At 58.8% G+C, this 23,808-nt stretch carries 18 protein-coding genes; 4 read left to right on the forward strand and 14 right to left on the reverse strand.

The annotated features are described in order from the left end of the window. Positions 1-63 precede the first annotated feature (63 nt). Positions 64-894 carry a hypothetical protein gene (locus AC0L3C_RS11380; protein WP_473408018.1) on the reverse strand — a complete coding sequence of 277 codons (831 nt, stop codon included), beginning with the start codon at positions 892-894 and terminating at the stop codon, positions 64-66. Positions 895-956: 62 nt separating this feature from the next. Here AC0L3C_RS11380 and AC0L3C_RS11385 point away from each other — a divergent pair, with 62 nt between their 5' ends. Then, entirely contained in the window at positions 957-1,244 is a 288-nt protein-coding gene (locus AC0L3C_RS11385) for a hypothetical protein (protein WP_473408019.1), read from the forward strand. Positions 1,245-1,405: 161 nt separating this feature from the next. On the opposite strand, the gene AC0L3C_RS11390 is transcribed toward AC0L3C_RS11385, so the two are convergent. The 4 genes from AC0L3C_RS11390 to AC0L3C_RS11405 form a co-directional block, all read right to left on the reverse strand. Beyond that, complete coding sequence (locus tag AC0L3C_RS11390; RefSeq protein WP_473408020.1) at positions 1,406-1,963, reverse strand: HD domain-containing protein; 558 nt, start codon at positions 1,961-1,963, stop codon at positions 1,406-1,408. 44 nt (positions 1,964-2,007) lie between these two features. Further along, positions 2,008-3,831 carry an ATP-binding protein gene (locus AC0L3C_RS11395; protein WP_473408021.1) on the reverse strand — a complete coding sequence of 608 codons (1,824 nt, stop codon included), beginning with the start codon at positions 3,829-3,831 and terminating at the stop codon, positions 2,008-2,010. 223 nt (positions 3,832-4,054) lie between these two features. Next, the gene (locus tag AC0L3C_RS11400) at positions 4,055-5,173 is read right to left on the reverse strand and encodes a hypothetical protein (RefSeq protein ID WP_473408022.1); all 1,119 of its coding nucleotides are present in this window, start codon (positions 5,171-5,173) and stop codon (positions 4,055-4,057) included. 85 nt (positions 5,174-5,258) lie between these two features. Next, complete coding sequence (locus AC0L3C_RS11405) at positions 5,259-5,498, reverse strand: hypothetical protein (protein WP_473408023.1); 240 nt, start codon at positions 5,496-5,498, stop codon at positions 5,259-5,261. A 98-nt stretch (positions 5,499-5,596) separates the two neighbouring features. Between AC0L3C_RS11405 and AC0L3C_RS11410 the strand changes: the two genes are divergently transcribed. Continuing rightward, complete coding sequence (locus tag AC0L3C_RS11410; protein ID WP_473408024.1) at positions 5,597-6,505, forward strand: BrxR family helix-turn-helix transcriptional regulator; 909 nt, start codon at positions 5,597-5,599, stop codon at positions 6,503-6,505. A 25-nt stretch (positions 6,506-6,530) separates the two neighbouring features. On the opposite strand, the gene AC0L3C_RS11415 is transcribed toward AC0L3C_RS11410, so the two are convergent. The 7 genes from AC0L3C_RS11415 to AC0L3C_RS11445 all read right to left on the reverse strand — a co-directional run bounded on the left by AC0L3C_RS11415 (position 6,531) and on the right by AC0L3C_RS11445 (position 20,832). Then, complete coding sequence (locus AC0L3C_RS11415; protein ID WP_473408025.1) at positions 6,531-7,760, reverse strand: PDDEXK-like family protein; 1,230 nt, start codon at positions 7,758-7,760, stop codon at positions 6,531-6,533. Next, the gene (locus AC0L3C_RS11420) at positions 7,760-11,125 is read right to left on the reverse strand and encodes a Swt1 family HEPN domain-containing protein (RefSeq protein ID WP_473408026.1); all 3,366 of its coding nucleotides are present in this window, start codon (positions 11,123-11,125) and stop codon (positions 7,760-7,762) included. The genes AC0L3C_RS11415 and AC0L3C_RS11420 overlap by 1 nt, the downstream gene beginning before the upstream one ends. 8 nt (positions 11,126-11,133) lie before the next feature. Further along, entirely contained in the window at positions 11,134-14,151 is a 3,018-nt protein-coding gene (locus tag AC0L3C_RS11425) for a DUF1156 domain-containing protein (RefSeq protein ID WP_473408027.1), read from the reverse strand. A gap of 91 nt (positions 14,152-14,242) precedes the next feature. Beyond that, the gene (locus tag AC0L3C_RS11430) at positions 14,243-17,839 is read right to left on the reverse strand and encodes a helicase-related protein (RefSeq protein WP_473408028.1); all 3,597 of its coding nucleotides are present in this window, start codon (positions 17,837-17,839) and stop codon (positions 14,243-14,245) included. 408 nt (positions 17,840-18,247) lie between these two features. Further along, entirely contained in the window at positions 18,248-18,832 is a 585-nt protein-coding gene (locus AC0L3C_RS11435) for a hypothetical protein (protein WP_473408029.1), read from the reverse strand. A gap of 71 nt (positions 18,833-18,903) precedes the next feature. Beyond that, on the reverse strand, positions 18,904-20,625 hold the full coding sequence (locus tag AC0L3C_RS11440) for a tetratricopeptide repeat protein (RefSeq protein WP_473408030.1): 1,722 nt from the start codon (positions 20,623-20,625) through the stop codon (positions 18,904-18,906). 39 nt (positions 20,626-20,664) lie between these two features. Further along, entirely contained in the window at positions 20,665-20,832 is a 168-nt protein-coding gene (locus tag AC0L3C_RS11445; RefSeq protein WP_473408031.1) for a hypothetical protein, read from the reverse strand. Between the two features lie 296 nt (positions 20,833-21,128). On the opposite strand from AC0L3C_RS11445, the gene AC0L3C_RS11450 reads away from it, so the two are divergent. Next, positions 21,129-21,521, forward strand: a complete 393-nt coding sequence (locus tag AC0L3C_RS11450) for a hypothetical protein (RefSeq protein ID WP_473408032.1) — start codon at positions 21,129-21,131, stop codon at positions 21,519-21,521. Beyond that, the gene (locus tag AC0L3C_RS11455; RefSeq protein WP_473408033.1) at positions 21,518-21,832 is read left to right on the forward strand and encodes a hypothetical protein; all 315 of its coding nucleotides are present in this window, start codon (positions 21,518-21,520) and stop codon (positions 21,830-21,832) included. Before AC0L3C_RS11450 ends, AC0L3C_RS11455 begins: the two co-directional genes overlap by 4 nt. 360 nt (positions 21,833-22,192) lie before the next feature. On the opposite strand, the gene AC0L3C_RS11460 is transcribed toward AC0L3C_RS11455, so the two are convergent. Next, the gene (locus AC0L3C_RS11460) at positions 22,193-22,834 is read right to left on the reverse strand and encodes a hypothetical protein (RefSeq protein WP_473408034.1); all 642 of its coding nucleotides are present in this window, start codon (positions 22,832-22,834) and stop codon (positions 22,193-22,195) included. Positions 22,835-22,894: 60 nt separating this feature from the next. Next, the gene (locus tag AC0L3C_RS11465; RefSeq protein WP_473408035.1) at positions 22,895-23,620 is read right to left on the reverse strand and encodes a hypothetical protein; all 726 of its coding nucleotides are present in this window, start codon (positions 23,618-23,620) and stop codon (positions 22,895-22,897) included. Positions 23,621-23,808: the final 188 nt, after the last annotated feature.

Below are 23,808 nucleotides of genomic sequence, written 5' to 3' on the forward strand. Positions count from 1 at the left end.
ACGAACGGCTTCGCTTGCCGATGGTGGCTCGGTTCGTGTCCCTCCGGCGAGGCACCGGTTCACTTATCGCGCCTCCGTGTGGAACTGCTCGAAAAGCGAGCGCAGCTCCAGCGGCGGACCTTCGCACCCGTCCGACATGACCGGCACCGCGATGTAGTTAGCGCGGTCAAGCCGCCAATTCACGATGAAGACTGCGACGCCGGAAATGCCCTGCAACCCGCGCTCGCCCTTGACGCCGCGTTTGCCTTGGCTAGCTATAAGTTGCCAACCGGCACCGGGACACGGCCCGGGGTTGTCGACTCTGGCGATGAAGCTGCCGCCGTTGAGCGCCACGATGTCGAGTACCCTGTAGGTTTCTTGGTCGCTGAACAGGCCACGAACCTCCGGCGACCGACCATCGCGTCCGTCCTTGCCGTCTTCGCCGGCGTGCGCAACGCAGGTCCAGTCTTCCTGCGGCGGCTCGCGCGCAGTGTCGCATCGAGCTTGGTATGTCGAGCCTCGGTGGGCGACAATGTCACCTTGGTAATGCACTTCGTGCTCGACATATCCGTAAACGCATTCAAGCTTTCCGGCCACTCCTGGTTCGCCGCATGGCCCGGGTTCGCCGCGCGGTCCATCGACCGGCTCACGAATTTGCGCGAGGCGCTGCTCAATCATTGCTTCAATCGTACCGCGGACCTCGGCGGCGTTGGCCCGCATCTGGGCAATAGCCGCCGAGCTTTCCGCTTTGATCGCCCGCAGTTGCTGTCGCCATTCATTGTCGCGACGGCTAAGAATTTGCGCAAGCGCGTCGCGCCAAGCATCGAGCATTACCTCTTGTTGTTGCGGCGACGGCGCCGGAATTCCTTCACCACCGGCGGCCGCGCTGGCATAATGTTCACCGTTGCTGATCATAACGGCCTCCCTGTTTCAGTGGCCCTGGCCAGTATATCAGAGAACTGCAAGGAGGCGGAGCGATGACCGATACCGCAGCGGCAATTTATCAGGAAATTTATCAGGAAATGATTGCAACCTTAGTGGTGATCCACCGCGTTGCAAACCGCGCGCTGAGCGAGGAGGAGCGCGTCGGGCAGCGGATACTAGGAGACCCTCGCGGCGAGGTCCGCGGGTTATTGGTACAAATGATGGCGATCGAGAAGATAGCCCGTGCGGGGTTGCCCAAAGAAGGTCTCACGCTGCTGGAAATAGCTCTCGCCAAAGAAGAGAGAGCCGCGAACTGCGCCGCAGGGCGTAAGACTCACTGATTCATTTCGCGGCTCAGCGGTCGGGTGATCACAATTTGGCTTCAAGAACCATTTGGCTTCGAGTGGGGCGCCCGCATCCTCTCGGAGCGAACCAGGGCGAGCCCCAATTTTTTGCGTGGGAACAGCCGCCCAGAGTCAGATCACCAGATAAAGCCGCTAAGCTAGACGCCCACGAAAGGCGGATTGATAGACTGTTCTGCGTGCGCTGCAGCTTCATCGAACTGCTGTTCGAGCCATGACGACGTGCCGCGTAACCCGACAACGACTTCCTTGGCCCAGGCGACGTATTCGAGTCGACGCTTAACAGACCAACCGGCTGCGGGGCTTGACGCGATCGTTCGCAAGTTGCTCGTCTTGTCCGCAACTTTGATCAATTTCGCGCCTTCGCTCTTCTTGGGTGCAGCTTCAACCTGCTTGCGTTTTCGTTCCTCCTTTGGAAGGCTCTTATCGTCCGTAACTTCCATCACAATGTCAGCGACCTGCTTTCCAAATTCACGGGCGATAATTTCCAGTGGCACCTCTTGGTCCTCAACGGCGTCGTGGAGCAATGCGGCAATCACCAAATTCGGATCGGAGCCACCGGTCGCCTCCGTCACTAAATTAGCGACTTCCAGTAAGTGATTGATGTACGGTTCTTGAGCGATTCCCTTGCGCCGCTGATGGACATGCCATCGTGCTGCGGCGTCCGCAGCCCTCAATACTGAAACCCATTCCTTCATATTATTCCTTTCCTTGTATAGTTTCATGAGGACGAGGCACCGACCTACGCTACGGCCGCATCGAGCTCCGATTCAGTGCGCCTCATTTTCAGAGTTGTTCCAATCGCGCGACGTGCATCCTGAAGAGAATCGAAATGGTTGTCGGCGGCGAGACTGAGACTCTCCGGTTCGAGCGCTTTTCCCATTGCTTCCTCATCCCACTCCTTGTTCAAACGTTTCGCCAAGGAAAATACCACCGCGAGACCCGTCCTCTGGATCATCGAGTTGCGCGAATGGGAAAGCGCCAGACGCTTCATAATATCTACATCACCAGCGTGGGCGTACTCTCGCTCTAGCTGCTCGCGCATGATGTCTATGGCCGGGTAACGCATGTTAATAAATAGCTCGCCTGTTTTAGGGTAGTATCTCGCCGCGCGCCCCTTGATGTTTTTTGCCTCGATCTCGTCTTCGTCATCGAGGGGTATCAGGGCGGGCGCCCGCTCCATGTTCTGAGCCATTCGTGCAAGCTGCGCTCCGGATTGCACAACGGTCAGATCGGCAGTGTGTTGCCGTGTGTCACGGCCGGCAGACTCGCCATCGCGATGCCTCGGAGCGGCCGCGCCACCAATTCCGGGATGGACAAAGAAGTTCCCGTTGGGAACGACTCGAGGGCTCAGCGTTTTTACCCTGAGCTTGTTCAGCAACTCTTGCAGGCGGCTTCGAATTTCTTCGTTGGAATCCCCGGAGTTGGGAGCCAGCGAATGTACTAGATCGATTAGCCATTGAGGACGATTCTCTAACACCTCGACCGCAAAGTCTGACGCTTCGACCTGATTCTGCTCACCGTCGACATACCTGAGGAACTGCCGGTAGCCTTCCGGACGAACGCGCGCATCGTCCGGAAGCTCGATATGAATCGAAATGTGCTTCGCGCCAAAGGGAATCCCAAATGTTGGAGCCTCAATAGTCCAGCTGCGTCCCGTCAACACCGCATACATTTCCTCGTGGAAAACAACGGCAGCAGTGCTCACAGCCGACGCGATTGCCCCACTGATTGACTTGTTGTGTGAGGTTTCCTTGAATGGCGCGTCATAAATGTAGTGTATCTTAATTCCGTTCGGCAGCTTGACAGTCTCCGCCCGGGAAAATGCGTTCTTGGATTCCCTGGCTGGAATGGTCTCAAACCGGCGAGAGCCAGGCCCTCGGGCGTGGGTACCTTCCTCTAGACGAACTTCCAGTGCGTCCGGCAATCTATAGAACCGATGGTATAAATAGGTAGCGAGCCAAAATTTTGGCTGCTTGGGATCACCATCGTAGGGATCCATGACCGTGTCTTGATCCGATCGATTGCCCAACAGAACTACCTCAGTCCAATCGGTTGTCAGCGGCCGAAGGCCGTCCGTGCGGACCTGTTCGGTAACGTCAATCACGTCACCTAAGTCCTCGCCGATCGTGTCGCGTCTGCGCAGACGGCCATAGACGCCATTTCGCTCACACAGAATTACCTCGTGAACCGCTCCGGACTTGCAAGAGCGATATCGGATTCCATGGCGATTCGAGGGAAGCGAAGCAACTTTTGCGCCCATCCCAAAGTTCTTGTCCAGTCCCTTCTGCTTTCCAATTGAAGCGGCAAGGTTTGTCATCCTCGACAATTCCTCGTCGTCCATACCTGGTCCAGTGTTCCAGATCGTCAACTTGGGTGAACCCTGAACGGTCGTGACTGAGAACTCAACCCGGCGATCTTCTGATGGAGCTTGCGCCGCCGACTCGATCGCATTTTTTGCGAGTTCTCGGATCATCATCACCTTCGGGCATCGATCGATCGTGCTGCTGACCAGGAAAGCTTGATCGTCAACGCGGATGGCCGAGACGTCTTGTTGGGTCGTCATAATGAGAGTCCTTCAATCGATATGTCTCTAACTGAGCTACGAGAACTGCGTGTCATTTTTGATGGAGATTGGAGCCCCGAGGACCCAGCGTCACGACACCTTCTCTGGCCCAAGGAATTCCTGCTTGCGCCGTGGCGCGGGCGGCGAAGGCGCAGGCTCGCCTGGCGGTGATTGAGGCTTGAACGTGGGCATCGGTATCTCCCGCTCACCCACGCGCTCGATGTCACCGATCCTCATGGCTTGTCTCCTTTTCTCTGACGTGAACCTTTACCTCTGGATAGCGCTGCATGATTGCCAGCGCGGTCTTGGTGTCGGGTGCCATCAGCTCGCGGATGATCACCCACTCGGCGCGCCATCCTTGGGTGCCGAGAACATAGCGTCCGAAGCGCTCGACGATGCCGTGGACATCGCAGCGGCCGACGTCGGGAAACGACCGGGGATCGACGCGACGCCAATCACAGGGCAAGCGATGCGCGTGAATGCCAGCTACGCCACGCACTGCGTCACTGTCTGACCACTGTTTTGCGCGAAGACTGGCCTCGCGCCACGGCGTGTGCTGTATCGGGGAGACGAGCACGTCGCCCTTCCAGTTCCAGCCGCGCCAGCCGAGGGTGTCGGGCGCGTCAGGTGCAGGTGCTGTTGCACGCTGCTGCTCCGCTTGCTGTTTCCGCTGCTCCGCTTGCCGTTTCTGCCATTGTGCGGTCGCGCACGCCGCGACCCGGGCACGCTGCTCATCGGTCAGCCAACTCGGGTGCCACCTAAGCTCCCCTGCGGCTACGCGCTCAACCCAACGAGGCGTCGCGAAAAGGCGTGGCAGTGGGTCTGCTTGGCGCACCCTGACAGCGACGTTCGCTTCGGGCCCACCCAGCCGCGCCAGCACCCACTTGGCCGGTACCGCCACGTTGTGCTTGAAGTAGTAGAGTTGGCGTTCCATGCGCACGCCGTTGTAAAGGCGCGGCTCGCTGCCGTTCCACCACACTGGAAAATCCGGATGGCAATTCGCCTTGGCTTCGCGTCGCGCAGCCTTTCTCAGATCCGTACGGTCGAACATGATGCGCCCAAGCGTGTCCAGGATGGCGCGCCGCAGCGGATCAGGATGCTGCTTGCGCAACTCGGCGCGCCTGGTGCGCAGCCGCTTCACATGCCGTGCGAAATCGGCAATGCGCGTGAACCCTTGCGCTTCGCGGGCAGCACGCGGGATACCGCGCGCCCACTTGACGGTATCGGCAACGCTCAGCGGGGCCGCATTTCCGATGTGAACTTTGGGAAGGCCACATGAGAGGAGGCGGTCCTCCTCGTAGAGGGATGCCCCTTCCTTGTGACCATAGGCGCGGCTGAACACTACACGGTCCCCTTCGACTGAATGCTCGTCGAACTATCCTGTGCCTGTGCTGGACGATTAAGGGCGTCGGCGCCTTGGGCGTACTTCATGCTGCGCGCTCCACTTCAGAACTTGAGTATTGCGTCTCGGCGGCGATCCAGTGGACGGCGGACAAGCCGACGCTGCCGATGATCAGTTGGGCAGTGAGGGCGGAGGCCAGCGTTTTCCTGTTAACGGTCGTGCGTCGCCACTTTGGTTGCGCGGAAATCGGTTTCGTGTCCTTGGCCTGCGCCGGCGGACACAGCAGGACCATTTTGAGAGCCTCGTCCCTGTGCAGAGCTTTCATGGAGATCTCCCAAGAGTTGACTTCTGTCCTCATTAGACTACTAACTATACATGTCTAGTTACGATGTCAATATAGTTTCTATACCTATCGAGGAAAATATGACGACAGAGCGCAAGCCGGTCCGCTGGGGCGTGGAACGCCGCCTGGAGTTTATTGAGTTCCGTTTGTTGTGGGAGGGCGGCGTGAACAGGGTCGATTTGATTGACACATTCGGCATTTCGGTGCCGCAAGCCTCCAAGGACTTTTCGCTCTATCAGGAGCAGGCGCCAGACAATGTGGTCTACAACAAGAGCGCTAAGCGCTATGTCGCATCGGAACATTTCAAGCCGCTGTATCTCGACAGCGACCCGGATGCCTATTTTTCGAGGCTCCGGGCGCTCACAGAGGGCTCCGCGGACGCGACGGAGTCATGGCTGGCCGAACCGCCCGAAGCGGACGTGACGCTCACGCCCAAGCGAGATGTCGATGGCCTGGTATTGCGGACGGTACTTGCCGCCATCCGCAACACGCAGTCGGTCGAGATCCACTACCAGTCGATGAACAAGGCAAGACCCGATCCGAGCTGGCGACGGATTACCCCGCACGCCTTGGGCTACGACGGCCTGCGGTGGCACGTGCGCGCATTTTCTCACGACGAAGGCAGTTACCGGGATTTTCTGCTTCCACGGGCGCTCCAGGTTCGAGCTCCAGGCGAGCCCGGAGAATCCGCCGAAAACGATCAGCTTTGGCACCAACATTTCAAGCTTGAGATCGCGCCGCACCCAGCCTTGACGCCGAGCCAGAAGAAGGTCGTCGCCAAGGACTATGGAATGGTCGGCGGGAAGAGAGTGCTCTCAATCCGCCATGCGATGCTCTTCTATGTGCTGAAGAGACTTAACCTGTTGAACGACCCGGAAAAAGAAGACGCGCGACAGCAGCACATCGTTGTCTTGAACAGGGACGAGGTGCGGCAGGCGCTCGAGCTAGCGGATTCGGCGCGTCAGGGACCTAAGGCGGGGCGCGGCTGACCAAGATTGGGTAGTCAGTTCGGTTCTAACCTGACTGGGCGCTCTTTGAATCGGGACTCACGATTTCCGATATCGCAGCGACAAGACGCGGTAGATCATCCTTAATGAACGCTGCCCAACCCGCCTGGATTGCGGCCGCCTTTTCATTGTGATCCATGTTTTTTGCGGCCGCAGGCGTCAAAAGCTCCCGCATATAAATTGTTGCGTATTGTTTGCCCATCGGCTTCACCAGCCCCCTAAACAGGTCTGAGCGAGCCGATGCTTCAACATAGATCTTCTCGCGTATCTCACTCGGCGCGGGACCACTTACGAGCGAAATTATCGTTCGGTCAGCATACGGAGCTATCGTCCAGGCTTTGATTTCGAAAATGAGATTCCGGCCAGTCCTTGTCCACGTCGTGGTCGCACAGCTATTCAGATCAGTGATCTCGGTCCAAGTTTCTGGGGCGAATCGCAAAACGTTGGCACCGTGGCGATCCGTCACCAATTCAGGCTGAGCCTCCAAGAGCGATCGGGCGACCCCCAGCAGGCTCTCGGGCTCAGGGCGTGCCTCAAAAATGAAGTCAAACGCCTCTTGGTGTCGTTCGTAAATTTGCCGCGCAAGTTCACGAAGCTCGTCGTCCGGCACGATATGTCTCCTTAACATTTGAACGTAATGCCGAATGATCAACTCGGAGTCGGTCGACAATGTACCGTCGCGTCCCTGAGGTAACGCTTCAATGATTTTCGCCAATTCAACGTAGCTGAATGCAAGGTAGTCCGAGTCGTCAGGTTGTGTACCTTTGGGGGTCAAAAACACCAGAAGGCGACGCTGAGTGGGATACTTGAGCTGAATGAGTTTTTTATAGCCAGCGAGTTGGCCTTCCCCCGCTTTGGCGTCTATTTTGTTTTCAATCAAAACAACGAGATGAACAGGTTTAATCTCGATTAGCAGATCAAGGTTGTTCCATTCTCGATAAACTATTGCACCGTCCAAGTCGGCAAGAAGTAGCTCTAGGGCACGGATCGGGCGCTGCTCATTCGGAATTTTGGCGAGAACAGCCTGCAAGAACCTGAGGAGTGGATCGGCTCCGAAGCCGTGGCTGCGAGAAGGTGAAAGTAGGAAGCTGAGAAAATTTGAATGCTTTAGTTCACCGCGAACAGCCCCAACCGCCTCAAAAAGGTTGAAGCGAGCCATCTTCCTATCAATGGCTTGGAAATCCAAGTCATCGAGGAGATTGGAAATCTTGTCATCAATTCCCACCGAATCATTCATCAGGTAGCGTCTCGGTCGAAACCCTGGTTCGTAAACTTAAGTGTCCGACTGTTTTCTGTAACGGTCCGCACCACATTGTCCGGCACTCCGCCCGGAACGGAGGCCTCGATTTCGAGCGTCACGGTCACCTTGGCGCCGACAAGGCCAGAGAGATGGGCGATGACTTCTTCGGCGATCTTGCCGGCGTCCCGGCCGACGCGAGTGGCGTCCAGCGTCACCGTGCCATAGTAGCGGTTCGGCCGTACGGCTGCCGTTCCACCATTGCCGGGGGCGGTGCCACCCGCCACGGGCGGCGTTTGTGGCCGTTCGCCGATTACAGTCGGGCCGGTCTCATCGGTGTTCGTACCAGAAACAGGCTGCACCGCAACTCGATCGGATTCCTGCTGCCTAGCCGCTACCTCGGCTTTCACCAGCAGGCCGTCGGCGGCGTGATGGATCAGGTCGACACGTTGCGCACTTCGAAGGCCACGATAGCGGCCGGTCGCCTCGTCGAAGGCGTCGGCATAGGCGAATCCGTCCTGCGCCCATGACAGCAGGGCAACGCCGTCGCGAGCGGCCTCGGCCACCACCTCGGGTCCGGCGAGGCGCGGCAGATAAACGTAGCGGGCAAAGTCGTCGGCGAGCTGGCGCACGGCAACGTGGTCCCCACGCCAAAGCGGGATCTTGTCCAGCTCCATGCGCAGCCGTGTGCCGGCGAAAGACGGCGCCAGGAGGTCCTCGCTGCGCAGTTTCTTGCCGGCGCGTACGGCAAGATGATCCGACCCGGTCAATCGGTAGGCCTGCCACTGGACCGCCGCCTGCGGTGAGGATTGAACCGGCACCAGGAGCCATTGATAGGCCTCGGGCAGGCGCGCCACCACAGCGCCGTCGGCCGACTTCTTCTGCGTCTCGGCCTGGCGGACCTGGTGCGGATCGAGGTTCAGCCCGTCCTTCTCGTCGAGAATAGATGTCCAGGCGAGATAACGACGGACCGCCTCGTCGAGGTCCTGCAGGCGGGCATGATCGACCGCGAGGAACGTCAGCGTGTTCTGGAAGATTCGCGGGGCATTGCCGCGGTTCTGCAAAATGGCTGCGGCGGCCTCCTGCGCCTTGTTGCCGAGGTCTTTGCTGTAGGGAGAGTCAATCCCGAGCACAACGAGACGGGCATCCATGTCGTCGGGCACATCTCCACCAGACGGCGGCACCGCGTGAATCCGACGAAACTCGCCCGAGTTGCGCAGGTCAGACCGCAGCCGCTCCTCGATCTCGGCGGCGACCGAGTCGTGATTGCGCCTGAGCTGCTCCGCTCGATCCTCGGCGATCTTGGTGACGGTCGGTTGCGTGGAGTACCAGTAGCGGGCGCCGTCCTGGTAGAGGTAGGTCGCCGACGAACTCAGACGTCGCAGCGCGTCGCCGAACACCGCCGGCTGCTCGCCAGGCATGACGCAGCCGAGCTTGATGTGACGGTCCTCGATGCCACGATTCGCCGCCGCCGACGTCGGTGCAGAGCCGAGGTAAAGCGTACGCGCCACGCGCCGGGTCGCTGCGTATTTGCCGAGGTTCGGCACCTCGCTGTCGATCCGCAACGGCAGGGCGTTCGGGCCATCGATGTCCTTCTCGATGATCGGCTTCCACTGATCCGACAAATAGCGCGTCAGCTCGTCACGGACGCGTGGATCGTCGATCGGGATGTTGGCCGGCATGATGAGGGGATTGCGGTCGCCCTTCTCCCACAGGCTGTGAATTACCGCTGCCATCAGGCGCAGCACGCCGCGTGTGCGCTGGAATTTTATCAAGGTCGACCAGTCCGTGTAGAGCCGGTCGAACACCTCGGGATGGATCGGATAGGCCGCCCGCAGCCGCTGCTCGTAGTCAGAATCCCGGCACGCTGGGGGAAATTCCTGATGCTGCGTGCGATAGAAGTCAGCGAAGGCGCGAGCGACATTGTCGCGGCCGGTAAACTGTTCGCGCTCGACAAGCGGCTCGAACAGACGACGGCGGACGATTTCAAATCCTTCCTCGGTGCTCGCCGGAGCCCATGATGATTCGACCCGGCCGATGACATTCCTGAGTCGCGCGAGTGCCGCCCGGCCGCGAATGCCTCCAACTTCCTCATCATCGTCCCGAGCGTGTGGCGATGTTGGCGTGTCAGACGACGGCAGGCTGATGACCAGCAGACAATTCTTCGCCAGCTTGGCCGATTCGGTCAGCGCCTGGGCGAAACTGAAGTGGGTCTCGAAACTGCCGGCCGGCAGATCGCCCTCGTCGTGCAGCTGACGTGCATAGGCGACCCATTCGTCGATCAGGATCAGGGATGGCCCGTGGTCGTTCATCAGCGTGCGCAGCATGTCACCCGGACTGGTCGCTCGCTCGTCGTCGTGGCGCACCTTGTCGAACGCCTTGCGGCCGCCGAGCTGCCAGGCCAGTTCGCCCCACAGCGTCTTCACCACCGTGCCATCGCTCTTCACGGACGGGTTGCCGGGCGAGATCTTGTTGCCAACCAGGACGACGCGCGTGACTTTCGACGGCAATGCCGCAACACTGCCATCCGCCATCAGGCCATCGATGCCGAGCATCTCGCCGGGTTTGGTCCCGGAGAAAAGATGATAGAGCGCCAACATCGAGTGAGTTTTACCGCCACCGAAATTGGTCTGCAGCTGTACCACTGGATCGCCACCGTCGCTTGCGAGTCGACGCATGGCACCAACAAGCAGATCCTTGAGGCTTTGGGTCAGATAGGTACGGCGGAAGAACTCGGCCGGATTACGGTACTCGTCTGAACCCTCGCCGAGGTGCACCTGCCACAGGTCGGCGGCAAACTCCGCCTGCTGATAACGCCCGCTCGCCACGTCACGGTGGGGGTTCACAACCTCGCGCCAAGGTTTCAGAGTGCCGGTGACCTGGCTCTCGACGGCGGTGCCAGCGCCGCGTCGCCGTTCGCTTCGCGCTTGCTCCTCGAAGATGAGCCGTCTGAGCTCCATCTTCATACGGCCAACCTCGTCAGCTTGGGGCGCTGAGACGGCAGTTAACAGACGCTGGATTGAATCGAGGGCGCGGTCGGTGTCATCGCTGGAAAAAGCGTTTTGGTGCGCCCAGTTGTTGCGATGCTCACGGATCTCGCTGACGAGGCTGCGCTCGGCGTGGCCCAACGTGTTGCGGAACACTTCCCTCCAGGTCTCCGTCATCAATTTCAGCAGGCCGGATACATCCCATTGTGCGAGGGGCCTACTGGCCAGCTTCGGATCTTCGGCAAAACGTCGCACCGTCTCCATGTTGACGGCGCGATTCTTCACGGCCTCGTGGGTCTCGCGTTCGACGAAGGGTGCGAGGCCGGCTTTCAGAAGCTCCAGGGCTTTGGCGACCCGTTCCTGATTGGTAATGGCCATGGTTCACCTCAGACGGGCATTTCGGCCTGCGCCGCGGCGGGTGCCGCTGGAATTTCGCGCGCGAGCCGCATGATCTCGGGGAAGCTCTGGACGAGCCCGTTATAGGCGAGAGCTTCCGCTGCACGCTTCTTGTTGTTGGACGTGTTGTAGAGTCGGTAGGCGAGTTCGCGAGCGATCTCGGCCTTGTTGCCGAGCTTAGCGACTAGTGTCGCCGCCGCGCTTTCGCCGCCGGAGAGAGCGCGAACGAGGTGATGGACGATCTCCCATGCGCTCATGCGCGTGTCGTCAGCGGGGTCCCAATCGTCACGCAATTCGTCGGAGCGAAGCAGCCTCACTTTGCCGCGTTTCGATTCGAGTATGCCGGCTTCGGCGAGGCCGGCAATACTGGTATTCTTGGCCTTGCTGAGAATCTCAGCAACACCGTACTCGCCTTCGGCAAAGCCGTTCTGCTCGAACCAAGATAGTGCCCACCGGCTATCCGCGTCGAAATCTCCCTCTTGCTCGGCAAGGACCTCATCCAACGTGGCGTTGATCAGGGCCAGCGCGTCGCGTACCGAAACCGGCTTGCCGTCCGAGTCCAGCACCTTGGCATAACGGGTGTAGACAGCCATGCCTGGGCCGATGGCGGCTTGGGCGAGGTCGACAGGCGCGATGTTGCCGCGCTGTAGCTGGGCGAGCGCCGCAGGCAGCTCAGCCTTGAGCACATTCAAGAACTCGCGGCGTGTAGCCGTCGCTGCATTCTCTGCGCGCTTACGACAGACAAGAACGATGGATGAGGCTAGGGCACCGATGTTCTTCTTTAGATTGCCAGTGTATTCAGTTCGCATCGGCCAAGTTCCGCCGATGCCGAATCCGGCGGTCATGACAGCGTCGAGGAATGTCTCCCATCCCGTGCTTGCCGTTCCTCTAGCCCCTTCAGTTTCAGACTGTTTGAAAGCGTAATAGATAGAAACTGGATATGAGGGATGGGCCTGTTCGGCTAAGCAGCGCATTGCATCAGTCATTCCAGTGAGGAAAAAGGCTTCGGCTTGTTGCTTTCCTCCGTGCCTCGCGGCGATAGCAACGAGTTCTTCCGTTTTAGGCGCGCCAAGTGTTGAGAACAGATTCGGCAGCATGCCCTTCGCGGATCGTCGCAACCAGTTGTAGAAAAAGTCCGATAAATCGGAGTAATTTATATTATCGTAATAGGGTGGATCAGTGGATATAACCTTGCCGAGACTTACATTCTGAGTCTGAGCGTCGGCCTGCTGGGAATGACCGGGAACATACGCGGGTGCTGAGCTGATCACGCGTGTGATATATTCAAACTGACCAAGAAAGTTACCCGTGGAAGAACTTAGCGGATTACCTTCGACGAAATCCCATGTCATCGCGAAGGCTTGACGCCCGAAAACCTGCTGTATGTTTTCGCCTGCGTTGTCCCAAAAATTCAGTGTCGCACTTCTATTGGCCTGCCTGCTAACAGCGAGAGCCAGGTACACTGCGATATTGTCCGCGAACGTCTGAGGCGTTAGGCCATTCCCAAGAATTTGTTTCACTGCCTCAGCATCTTGGAATGCTTTTTGTCTGGCGGTATCGACAAGATCGGAAAGTGCTGTGAGACAGGCGATTTGCCGGTCGGTGAAGAGGTCCCCATGGGTAGTCAGGCCATAAGCTGAACAGACTCCACCTGTAATCATTGCTCTTGTCGGAGTACTGCCAGCCAAGAACGTGTTTCTAGCATCTTGAACCAAGGGATCTTTGGCAGGTCGCTCGGCCAGTTCAATGTCACGCGCGCCTGGTTGAAGGTACAATCTACCTTTGTCACCTTCCACGACAATGGCCATGAGCTTCATGCCCATGCGGCCTGCCTTAGCTTCTTCACGAATGTAGGCTCTGGGAATCGGAACTCCACTCATTATGCAGAAGAAATCTTTGGCTTGGCCTGCGCGAGTCCCTTTCTTCGCCGACTCTGGTTCCTTGGGCTTTCCGACCTTGACCTGAAGTGAATAATCAGCGTGACCGACTTTTGCTTCGACATACGCCTCTTTGCCAGCTTTAGTTGAAAGCATGAAGGTGGAAGCGAGGGGCACGTCAATATTGGCGAATGCCGGGTTCGGACTTTTCACGGCGCGCGCCCATAGCCACCCGATGACGGTAAGCTCCCTGCCAACATAGGGTACTAGATCAGCTCGCTCCTTCGCCATTTCGGCTGTCACCTCGATCTTCGGATAAAGATGCCCGATACGTTTCTCGGCCTCGTCGCGCATCCACTTTCCATAGTGACGCACGTCCTCGGCCAAGCCTGCGGCGCCTCTCCAGCTGCTACCGATTAGATCCGGTCTTCGTGCCTCCGGGTTCACCGGCGGTTGACCGGCAAACTTGGGAGGAATTTCAATCATCGCCTTGTTTATCAACACCGCCACAGGATTGAGGTCGGAAGCGTACGCCTCCAGACCGAGTCGCTGCGCCTCAAGTGGCAGCGCACCGCCGCCAGCGAATGGATCATGGAAGGCGGGCAGCTTCTTGCGGTCGAATAGGTCCTTGGCATGTGGATGGCCGGCATTGTCGGCGCAGGCGCGCCGCCAGCTTTGCCAGATCTCGTCTTGCGCCTTCTGCAACACTTCCTCGTTAGTGGTGTTCTTCCATTCAACGAGGTCCTCGATGATGCGGAACAGCCGCTGACGCTCGATGTCCGCGATGCAGTCGTCGAGCGTCGGCTCCGGGCCCGGCTCCGGCACATCGGCCTTGCCGGATTCGAACTCCGCCTTGCGCGTCTTCCACAGATCACGCCTCTTCTTTAACTCGCGCTCAGCCGCGCGTTTTGTTTCCGGCACGCCGAGCAGCGTATCGACATAACTCGACGGATCGTCAACCATTTGGCCAAAGATCACAGCTCGCGCCGCTGCTAGTGGCCGCCGCGCCCACCACAGATGCAGCGTTGATGGATGCCCGTGTCGGATCGACTTCTCACGCGCCGAGGCCACATTGATTGCCTCCAGCGGCAGCGCAACCTCGATGAGCTTTTTGCGTGTCTTCACCGTCATAACGTTTTTCACTCTCGAAACAGGCTGCTGGAATTGATGGATTGAGATACTTCTCTCGGGAGGCCGCTTTGAATCTGCGCGCTTTCATCACTCATGATGCGGCAGCTCCCTCGGCAATCAGCTGCGCGAACGGAAAATTGACGGTAGCACCGGAGAACTCTGTGGTGATGCCTTTTCCGTGAAACGGGCGTCGCAGGTAGTGGGTCTTATGCTCGCCACCATCGAAGAACTCGACGATTGCAAGAATGAAGTCATCCGGCTTGTTGAAAGAATAAAGTATCTCGTTTTTCGTGACTGTGATCGTCTCCGCCCCTGATACCCTGCCTTTGACCTCGATGAATCGCAACCGTCCGGTTCCCGGCACCACGCTCTCGATGTCGTAACCGAGCTTTTCCAGCTCGCGATCGACCGGTACATAACCGAGCGTGCGTTCGACCTCCATGATGATGGCTCTCGCGCGCGCCGCCGACGCCTGCGTATCAATCGCAGCACGAACTTCCAAAGAAGGCCGTCCGGTTATGGCGGCGAGTAACCCCACGGGCACCACCAGCACACCGCCGAGCACGACCGGCGGCTGGGGCGACAGCCGTCGTTCTTGCTTGATCTCCTCCATGCGCTTCTGTAGCCGCGCCTGCAGTTCATCCGCGCGCTTGCGCGCCTCGCCGGAATTGAGGCGGGCGTTCGGCTTGCCTGCACGTTCCTGGTCCTTGAGCTGTTCGGCGCGGAAATCCCAGTAGTTGATCTCCTTGGTGAGCCGCTCCTTGACCGCGGCTTCGGTCTTGTCGAGCAGCGCGATTTTTCGCTCGCGCACCTCGGCGAGATGCTCCGGCACCACTTTGGCGATGGCGTGCGTCTGCGCCTTGCTCTCCAGTTCGCGGCCGATCCAGCCGCATTCCGGTCGCAGCAGGATGTCGGCGAGGCCGGGCTCTTCCGCATTCAGCGCTCGATAATCGAGATAGGGCGCGTAGTTAAGGTGCCGGGCCGTGCCGTCGCGGTCAATCTCCACGAACAGCAGACGCTTCGAGACGACGCGGCGCTCGCCACTCCTGGTCAGGCTCGCGTCCTGGATCGCGTGTTCGAGGAAGAACAGGACACGGGGGTGCGTTCCCGCATCCCGCTCGTCGATGAGCACGGTGCCACGGCGCAACAGGTCGCGCTGGCGTTCCAGTGTCAAGTCGATGACGGCGTTAAGCAGGGGATGGCCCGGGCACAGGAAGGCGGCCGGTGTTTGCCCGACGGGCGTGACCAGATCTTTTTCAAAGGCGACGCGCTCGTAGCGCGGCTGGACCGGTTCGCCGAAGCCGATCAGCCGGTCGCGGTTTCGCACCGGGGCCGGCACGTGGGTGATCTCATAGCGACCCGATTCGCGCCGCTTGGTGGTGCCACCGAGCCGCTGGAAGGCATCCAGAAAGAAGGATTCAATGTAGTGCGGCTGCAATCGCCGGGCGTCGGCGCGCTCCATGTCTTCACTGATACGACGCACCCGCGTGACGTCCATGGTGTCGTGAGCGAGCCCACGTTCCTCCAGCAGGTCCTGCAACTGGTTCCGGTCGAAGGCATTTTCGACCACTTGCGTCAGGCGCGCGCGCACCTCCGGCTGCTCGCCGTATCGAATGGCGTCGATCAGCAGTTCGCGCAGCGGCCGTCCTTCGAACTGTAGTTTGCCCAGCACATCGAACACCTGGCCGCCAAGAGCCTGCCGAGCCTGCTCCAGCTTTTCCAAGAGCTTGAGATAAACGTCACCCTCGCGGGTCTCTTCCGCAATCAAGTTCCAGAGATGGCAGACCTCGGTCTGCCCGATGCGGTGGATACGACCGAAGCGCTGCTCCAGCCGGTTCGGGTTCCATGGAAGGTCGTAGTTGACCATAAGGTGGGCGCGCTGGAGGTTGATGCCCTCGCCGGCGGCATCGGTGGCCAGCAGGACCTGAACCTCTGGGTCATGCCTGAACGCCTCCTGGACGTTCAAGCGCTCCTCGCGTCCCATGCCACCGTGGATGACAACAACGGCCTGCTGTCGTCCCAGCAATGTGGTGATGCGGCTCTGCAGGTAGTTCAGAGTATCACGGTGCTCCGTAAACAGGACGAGCTTCTGGTGTGGTGACGGCTTCGGCTTGGGCGGCTGCTGGCCGCCGGCGTCGTAGGGGACCTCGTTCTCAGCAAAGGCGTTGGCGATTGACGCTGTCGTGAAGATCTCGCCAAGAAGGCTCGCAAGCTCCCGCCACTTCTTGTCTTCGCCGCTGCGACGGATCGCGAGGGCAAGCCCTTCAAGGCGCTTCAGCGTCTCGATCTCGATGCGCAACTCCTCGATGGAGCGTGCGGCGGTTGCCTGGTCGAGGATTTGCTCCTCGGCCGCCTCGACTTCGGCATCGGGCGCCTCTTCCAGGTCCTCCACGTCCTCGCTGTCCAGCAAGGGCGCCTGTGCGGCGATCACTCCATTGACCTGGCCGCCGCGCTGGAGGACTTCCAGTTCGCGCATCCGGCTTACCAGACGTTCGCGGCGGCGCCGCAGCGACTGGTAGATCGCCTCTGGCGAGGAAGCGAGCCGGCGCTGCAGGACGGTAAGGGCAAAACCGACCGTACCGGCTCTCTTGTCGTTCTCCAGCGCCTCGGCCCGGTTGAACTCGTCGCGGACGTAGTCGGTCACGGCCTTGTAGAGAGCGGCTTCGGCGTCCGACAGCTTGTAGGGGACCGTGTGGGCGATGCGCTCCGGAAAGAGCGGCGTCGCATCGAACTTGAGCAGGTTCTCCTTGACCATCCGGCGCATCAAGTCCGAGACATCGGCGGTGTGCACGCCGTCACGGAATCGGCCCTCGAAGCGGTCGCCGTCCAGCAGCGCCATGAAGAGCTGGAAGTCCGCTTCCTTGCCGTTGTGCGGCGTCGCCGTCATCAGCAGGAAGTGCCGGGTCAGGGACGACAGCAGCTGCGCGAGCCGATAGCGCTTGGTGTATTTGATCTCGCCCCCGAACAAGGTCGCGGACATCTTGTGCGCTTCGTCGCAGACAATGAGATCCCAGCGGCAGTCCGGCGCCTGAAGCTTCTGCTGGACGTCCTCGTTGCGCGACAGCTTGTCGAGCCGGGCGATGACCAGATTGGTTTCGAGGAACCAGTTGCCGGTCCGCGCCGCCTCAAGCGCGTCGTTGGTGAGGATTTCAAATGGCAAGTCGAAGCGGCGACTGAGTTCGTCCTGCCATTGCTCCGCGAGGCTCCCGGGACAGACAATCAGACAGCGCTGGAGGTCACCACGGGCAATCAGCTCCTTGATCAGGAGCCCAGCCATGATGGTTTTGCCGGCACCAGGATCGTCGGCCAGCAGAAAGCGCAGCGGCTGGCGCGGCAGCATGCATTCGTACACGGCCGTGATCTGATGCGGCAGCGGCTGAACCAACGAGGTGTGCACTGCAAGCAGGGGATCGAACAAATAAGCCAGATGGATGCGCATCGCCTCGGAGACCAGCCGAAAAGCGTGGCCATCGCCGTCGAAGCTCCAGGGCCGCCCCTCCTCGGCGATTTCCAGTCGGGGCTCATCGTGCCGATACAGGAGCTCGTTGGCGACCTTGCCGGCTTGATCCTTGTAGGTCAGTTCGAGCGCCTCGGAGCCATACCATTGCACGCTCACCACCGTGACCATGCTGGTCGGAAGCACACCGCGAACGGCGGCATTCGGCTTGAGGTCCTCAAGCGCGGCCATTCGAGACTCCAATGTCGAGATTCTCTAATTCTGCCAAACCAAGTGTCCCGGAGTGACGAGCGTGTGCGGCGGCAGCCAACGATTGGCTCATATCACTATCGTTGCGAAGGCAGGGAAGCGGCGATCGAATTTCGGCGGAAGGCGGTAGTTGCGAATTTTGGGTGGTCCTCCCTTAGCATCGGGCGCGCATAATGCCCGGGCCACGCGCTATGGTCGACTCCTTCTTTTGGCGCAAGCGGGAGGAAACCTCATCAGGGTTGGTAGATATCCACAATTTGACGTGCATTAACGAGGAAAACGGAACCCAAGCCTGCGTGAGTGGCGCTGGTAGACGGCGTGCCTTCCATACCGTTGCTATCTCTCTTTACGCTCTTGACAGAGCCAGAGCGCTCCGCCCCGACGGAGCTCTTACGGGCGCGTGCTGGCGAGCGCCGCTTCAAGGCTGTCCGTTCCCGTCAGGCGCAGAATCTCTGCCTCGTATCTCGGCGAGAGTGGCGTTTGGATGCCGTACTTCTTCGCGTTTATCAAATAGCTGATCCCATCTTTGCCGTCGTGCAGGGCGCGCGCGCTATTGACAGCAAGTTCGGCGAGTTTGGTTGCCGTAGGCCCTTCTATGTTCGGACCTATCTTTGTGTAGAGCACGGTTTCTACGCCCTCGATGGATCGGAGACTTTCGACGACAACCGTGTTCAGCGTTGCTGCTTTGGGAGGAGCATACAAAATATTCAAATCAGCTTTTCGGGTTTCGCGGCGATAGAGCCGGTTGGTCGCCTCCTTGAGCGATAGATCGACCACCAAGATTTGCGCTGCGACCTCCGAACCGTCCTTACAGGGCACGAGAGTTGGTCCGCCCTTCCGCGTTCTGCTCGTGCGAGCGAATTCCACTTTGAATGGCGTGAGGCAAGAAATTCGGTGCGTAATATGCGGCTCGATCTCGGTGCCGGGATCGCCGATCAATGAGCCGTATGCGAGTATCCCAACCGTATCCGCCATCGTGCACCCTCTTAGGTTATTGTCCTTCAACGATAAGCGACCTAGCGCTCAACTGGCGTGTGTCGCCGCGTTCAGCGCCTCGCAACACCCTGAACGAAAGTCCCGAAAATCTGCATCATTTGCTGTTGGTTGGCTTGGCTAATGCGAGCTTGGTTGGCCTTTTGCAGCTCTGACTCATATCCTCTTTGAGCACCCGAATGCCCCAACTCTGCCGCTCGTTTTAATAAGGCCAGCTTCGTTTGCTCTGGATTAGGATTCGAAATAAGCCCCTTGTCGATCAAATCGACAAGGCTCACCATCGAGTCGGCATCGCCAAGTTCGCTGCCGCGCTTGAATAGTCGGATTGCAGTGGGGGTATCATTACGGCCATAGTACATTCCTCCGAGATTGTCGAACGCCGCAGCATAATTTGCCTGCACCAGTCGCGTGAAAATCTCGAACGCTTGCTTCTTGTCCTTGAACTGTGCCGCGCGGCCGAGCTGATATTGATATCGCAGTTCCGAGGGAAAGGTCTGCACCGCCTGCGAGCACGACTCGAATGCCTGATCCGCTTGGCTCTTTAACAGATCGAACGGCACCCCTTCACTTGCCTTCCTTGTGTCAGTAGGATTGGCGGCGAGCCGATCACATTCGTTTGCGCTTTGCTGGTGTCTTTGGAGAGCTGCTGCGGCAGCCTCCCTCGCCAACCGGTCCCGCTCCGCTGCTTCCCGAGCCTGTTGGGCCTGGCGCTCAGCGCGCTCGCGAGCTTCGGCTGCGGCAGCCTCTGTCGCAAGCCGGTCACGCTCCGCTGCTTCTCGAGCCTTTTGGGCCACGCCTTCAGCGCGGTCGCGATCTTCTCGTTCCTTTTGCTCCTGTTCCGCTCGCGTCTTAGCGGCAGCAATTTCCAGCTGCTGGCGCCAGTCGGCGATTACTTCTCGCGTAATGACCTTAAATTGATCCCCGGTGCGAGCGTGATAGCCCGGTCCATCATAGAACTCATATTCGCTGGCTTCGCTGCGCCAATACCACACTTTTGCAGCGCCCGTGACCGGATCAAAAAAGCCGAATTTGTCAGGATCGGGTACTCGGTCGGGTGTGCGCCGAACCACCTTTTCGCTCTGCGTCTTCCAATCGTCGGCGACCTGCTTTGTAACGGGAGTCAGTTCCGCGCCGGTTTTCGGGTGGAAGCCCATCAAATCGAACAGTTCAATTTGTCCCTGATCGTTTTTCGAATACCAAATGACCGGCTCACCGGTTACGACATCGAAAAACTTCGGATCATTCGACGTGAATTGAGTAGGACGATGTCCGTTTCTGTACTCTTCCAGCTTCTCTACGATCTGAGGCGTAAGGGGTCGACAGTCGAGCCCCGTGTCCGGATCGATCCCAACGCGGTTCAGTGTCTTTATTGTTGTCCGGGTCATTACATAGCATTTTTCGGCAGTCCCGTTGCGGAAGTTTGAATCAATCCTTCCAAGCAAAAGCGAGTGTCCGATGACAAGCGAGAGGAGACCGACATATCCTATTCGGCGTTTTTGTTTGGAGAACGAAAACGTCAAGCCAGCAAGGACGACTACGGTCGCGAAGCTGGCCCACAAAATGCCCCGCGTGACGCCTCGGTTTAAGTCGTAAGCGTCCGCCAGCTCTTGGGTATAGCTGCGGGCAATGAAAAAATAGACCAGCTCGCTGCAAAGCCAGAAAATAAGCCCGCCAGCCACCAGGCACGTCAACAGGATGACCGCGATCCGGCCCAAGAGTCTTAGTTGCCCGAGCGATTGTCCAACCCTGCTGCGTAATTTCTCAACCAACTGCACTGCAGCCTCCTGCATCCGATTGCGGATGAATGATGTTTCTTACGGCGATCTAAAAAGCACTGCGCCACCAAACGGAGCCTGTTCGCTTTGGCGGTAATCCGACGAAGGTCCGCCCGAGGAAAGATGGTGTAATGCCTGCATCGCCAGCGCAATGATGATCCGGTTGCGGTCCATATTCGCGGGCGAAAACGAGGTGCCCTGCGACATCCACGTGCAATCCGGACCACCGTTGGAATCCGAATTCACGCATTGCTTGCGTGGATTGCTTTACGAGAGTGCAGTGGATGATAGGTTGATCGCATCAGCGATCATCGTAGGATGTCCTGCTGATACCACATCGCGGTGATGCTCTAAACCCAGGATTGTTGTCGGTGCGGGCCAGAATGTTGTGATTTCGAGCCAGGCAGGGGGCGGGTGCGAAAAAATAGGACCGGCAGCATTTCCGAGCGCGGAGCCGGTCGGAATATGTTAGAATTGGGTAAGAACATTCGCGAGGGAAATTGGTGGCCAAAAAACCTCCGACGCTCACGGTGATCGACTCGGCATCGAAGCCAGACTCGCTGGCTCCGCCTGTTTGCTTGGGCGAGGCTGGCCGCAAGTTGTGGGGTGACCTTCACCATGATTACGTAATCGACGATGCCGCTGGCCAGCAAATGTTGCTTCGAATCTGTCAGGCCGCCGACAACCTCGCCGGCTATGATCAACAAATCAAGAGCGATGGCCCGACGATCCGCACTGCTTCCGGTCTTCGTGAGCATCCTCTGTTAAAAATTCGATTGGGCACTCAGAGCTTTATTCTGCGAAGTTTGCACCGGCTGAATCTCGATGTCATCCCCGGACGGAGTGAGGCTGGAAGGCCGAGCGGCGGCGGAGCCTATCGAGGAGAAAGCAGATGAGCACGGTTAGGCGGCGTCGGCGTTTATCGCGCATGAACCTGGGCCCTTATCGGAGGCACGAACTGCTGGGCGGCGTGGCTGCCTACCCGGTGCAGGGCTATGACGGCTATGGCGATGGTGGCGACACCGACATGAGGAAATTCGTCTCCGACGAGATGCGCCGCGACTGGGCCACCAATCGCACGGCGCTGTTGGAATTCTGGAAATCTGGAAAGTCGGATGCCGAAGCTTTTCCGAACGATGCGTTGCCGTGGCTTTGCACGTACATTGCTGCTTGCGATTTACCGTGGGCATGTCGGCATCTGGACTAGGCACGGCAGCCGGTCGGGCAATGCCGGTGCCCGATCCGTTTGAGGCGATTTCAGAATGCCGAGGCCGGGCGAAGGGCGATGTCCGCTTTGGTGCGAATAATGGACTCAAAGTCGGACAGCGCGGCATGTCCGCTAAGTGCCAACGAATTATGCACGCAGGTTACTTCCAACTCCCCCCTTCTCTGGACGACCCCAGGGCGCTTCCTTGTTGGTCGTCACCGTAACGGCCGTCACGCCCGCGAACCCGGCGTTGCCGAAATGGAACGCGCGTTCAGAGCGATCGGCGCCGTGGTGGACAATCGGCGTGGCCGCTGGGTCACTGCTTCAGCCTAGCTGCCGCGCATGAGGTTGTGATGTTTCCTACTTCAAGGAGCCATGTTCTCCCAGCACAAGACCCATATACATTGGGAAAGAAGACCCCGCAACGAACTGGCACCAGTCGGTTCCTTGGAATTCGTCACGGTTACTGTCTGCCCGAGCGACAGCCTTGTTCAGGGTCCCGCGGTCGATACTGTCCACTGCTCCATCCGCCCACGTCTGCAGATCAGTCGGAACTTGCCCATCACAGTTTCTCGCGTACAGGCTTATGACGCTGATGAAATAGGCTCGCTTAAAGTTGCGGTCGTCATCTTTATGCTTTTTGCGCGTCGTCTCATATTCACTTTCCTGCCGGTCGTGCGCAGCGACTTCCTGTTTCATCCAATCGGAATTACCGGCGGCGACACTGCAGGTCGTCGGAGTTGGTTTCCGCTCGGAGGCTAGTTTGTAGTACTCCATGAAGTACTTCTTCATCTTCGGATTGTTGCGGTACTTGGCATCCAGCTTGGCCCGCAATCTCGGATTGGTCACGGTCATGCCGGGACACGCTTCGAAAGCCGCAGTGTCGTAGCCGTGGTTACATGCGTTTTCCTTTTCCTCGCTATACGGACCATCAGTGCACCCGGCGCTGGCCTTGGTGATCATGGCGAGAGCGATAGCGGCGGAGGCTAGTAGGCGTTTCATTGTCGATCTCCCGTTGACAGATGTTTCTGCCAGCTCAACCCGCATCGCCTTTTGCCGGCTTTAGTTCATTGTTGTGCCGATGCTGCAGGTAACTTCGTCGGTCTTGTCGATTTGCAGACCCATCACCGCGAGCGGCTTGGTTTTGCCTGGGTACAGGTTGGCAATGATGCCACCACCGCTGCCGACCTGTTCGCCCTTGTAGTGGAAAGCGCAGTCAACATTGACGAACGACCACTTACCGCGGCCATTGTTGGTGATGGTAAGGTTCTGGCTGATGCCGATGCCGTACGCGTTACTGCGCTTGCCGAGCTTGATCTTAAAGCCGTCGACGCCCTGATCCTCGCTCGCGTCCATCTTGGCCAAGGCGATTGCAGTTTCCTTGCGACTCTCGGCTGCCCTGGTCGACCATTCTTCGGCTTCGGTGGTGCACACCAGCGTCTTCAAACCAGGCTTCGGATTGCTAGTGAGTTCGCCAGTAGTCTTGGCAGCTTGGTGTTTTCCTTCGCTGTCAGTGTACGGATTGACGCAAATCTCCGCGATCTTGTCGGCGGTTATATTGGCCGGGACAACCGATATGATGGCGCCAGTGCCGTCTTCCATTTCAACGGAAAACTCCTTACCCCCGTCATAGTCGAACGAACGACCAGGCACCTTGTCGAGATAAGGGTTGATCATCTTGCCAAACATAGCCTTGGCGGACTTGATCTGCGCGGAGCTCAAGGGGTCGGCAGTTGCGCCGTTAGTCAAAGCAACGCTGACAGCGATGGTGGCGAGCAGGCGTTCCATTTAATGTCTCCTTCTCGGGTTTTCCTGCTACCGCCTTTGGTGGGGCGGGCACAGAACCGGCCTCGCGGTTCAACGCAACGAGTGGCTTGATTTAGATCAAAGCCGACCCCCGACCGCCGCTAACGATGACGCATGGCATGCGATCCACAACGGACTTCATCCAGGAAGCGGCGAGGATTGCGGCTGCG

Source organism: Bradyrhizobium sp. WSM4872 (assembly GCF_055811715.1).

Bases quoted from the DNA above. Each gene is read 5' to 3' on its own strand.
- AC0L3C_RS11380 (WP_473408018.1), bottom strand. From the start codon at position 894: ATGATCAGCAACGGTGAACATTATGCCAGCGCGGCCGCCGGTGGTGAA.
- AC0L3C_RS11385 (WP_473408019.1), top strand. From the start codon at position 957: ATGACCGATACCGCAGCGGCAATTTATCAGGAAATTTATCAGGAAATG.
- AC0L3C_RS11390 (WP_473408020.1), bottom strand. From the start codon at position 1,963: ATGAAGGAATGGGTTTCAGTATTGAGGGCTGCGGACGCCGCAGCACGA.
- AC0L3C_RS11395 (WP_473408021.1), bottom strand. From the start codon at position 3,831: ATGACGACCCAACAAGACGTCTCGGCCATCCGCGTTGACGATCAAGCT.
- AC0L3C_RS11405 (WP_473408023.1), bottom strand. From the start codon at position 5,498: ATGAAAGCTCTGCACAGGGACGAGGCTCTCAAAATGGTCCTGCTGTGT.
- AC0L3C_RS11410 (WP_473408024.1), top strand. From the start codon at position 5,597: ATGACGACAGAGCGCAAGCCGGTCCGCTGGGGCGTGGAACGCCGCCTG.
- AC0L3C_RS11415 (WP_473408025.1), bottom strand. From the start codon at position 7,760: ATGAATGATTCGGTGGGAATTGATGACAAGATTTCCAATCTCCTCGAT.
- AC0L3C_RS11420 (WP_473408026.1), bottom strand. From the start codon at position 11,125: ATGGCCATTACCAATCAGGAACGGGTCGCCAAAGCCCTGGAGCTTCTG.
- AC0L3C_RS11425 (WP_473408027.1), bottom strand. From the start codon at position 14,151: ATGACGGTGAAGACACGCAAAAAGCTCATCGAGGTTGCGCTGCCGCTG.
- AC0L3C_RS11430 (WP_473408028.1), bottom strand. From the start codon at position 17,839: ATGGCCGCGCTTGAGGACCTCAAGCCGAATGCCGCCGTTCGCGGTGTG.
- AC0L3C_RS11435 (WP_473408029.1), bottom strand. From the start codon at position 18,832: ATGGCGGATACGGTTGGGATACTCGCATACGGCTCATTGATCGGCGAT.
- AC0L3C_RS11445 (WP_473408031.1), bottom strand. From the start codon at position 20,832: ATGTCGCAGGGCACCTCGTTTTCGCCCGCGAATATGGACCGCAACCGG.
- AC0L3C_RS11455 (WP_473408033.1), top strand. From the start codon at position 21,518: ATGAGCACGGTTAGGCGGCGTCGGCGTTTATCGCGCATGAACCTGGGC.
- AC0L3C_RS11460 (WP_473408034.1), bottom strand. From the start codon at position 22,834: ATGAAACGCCTACTAGCCTCCGCCGCTATCGCTCTCGCCATGATCACC.
- AC0L3C_RS11465 (WP_473408035.1), bottom strand. From the start codon at position 23,620: ATGGAACGCCTGCTCGCCACCATCGCTGTCAGCGTTGCTTTGACTAAC.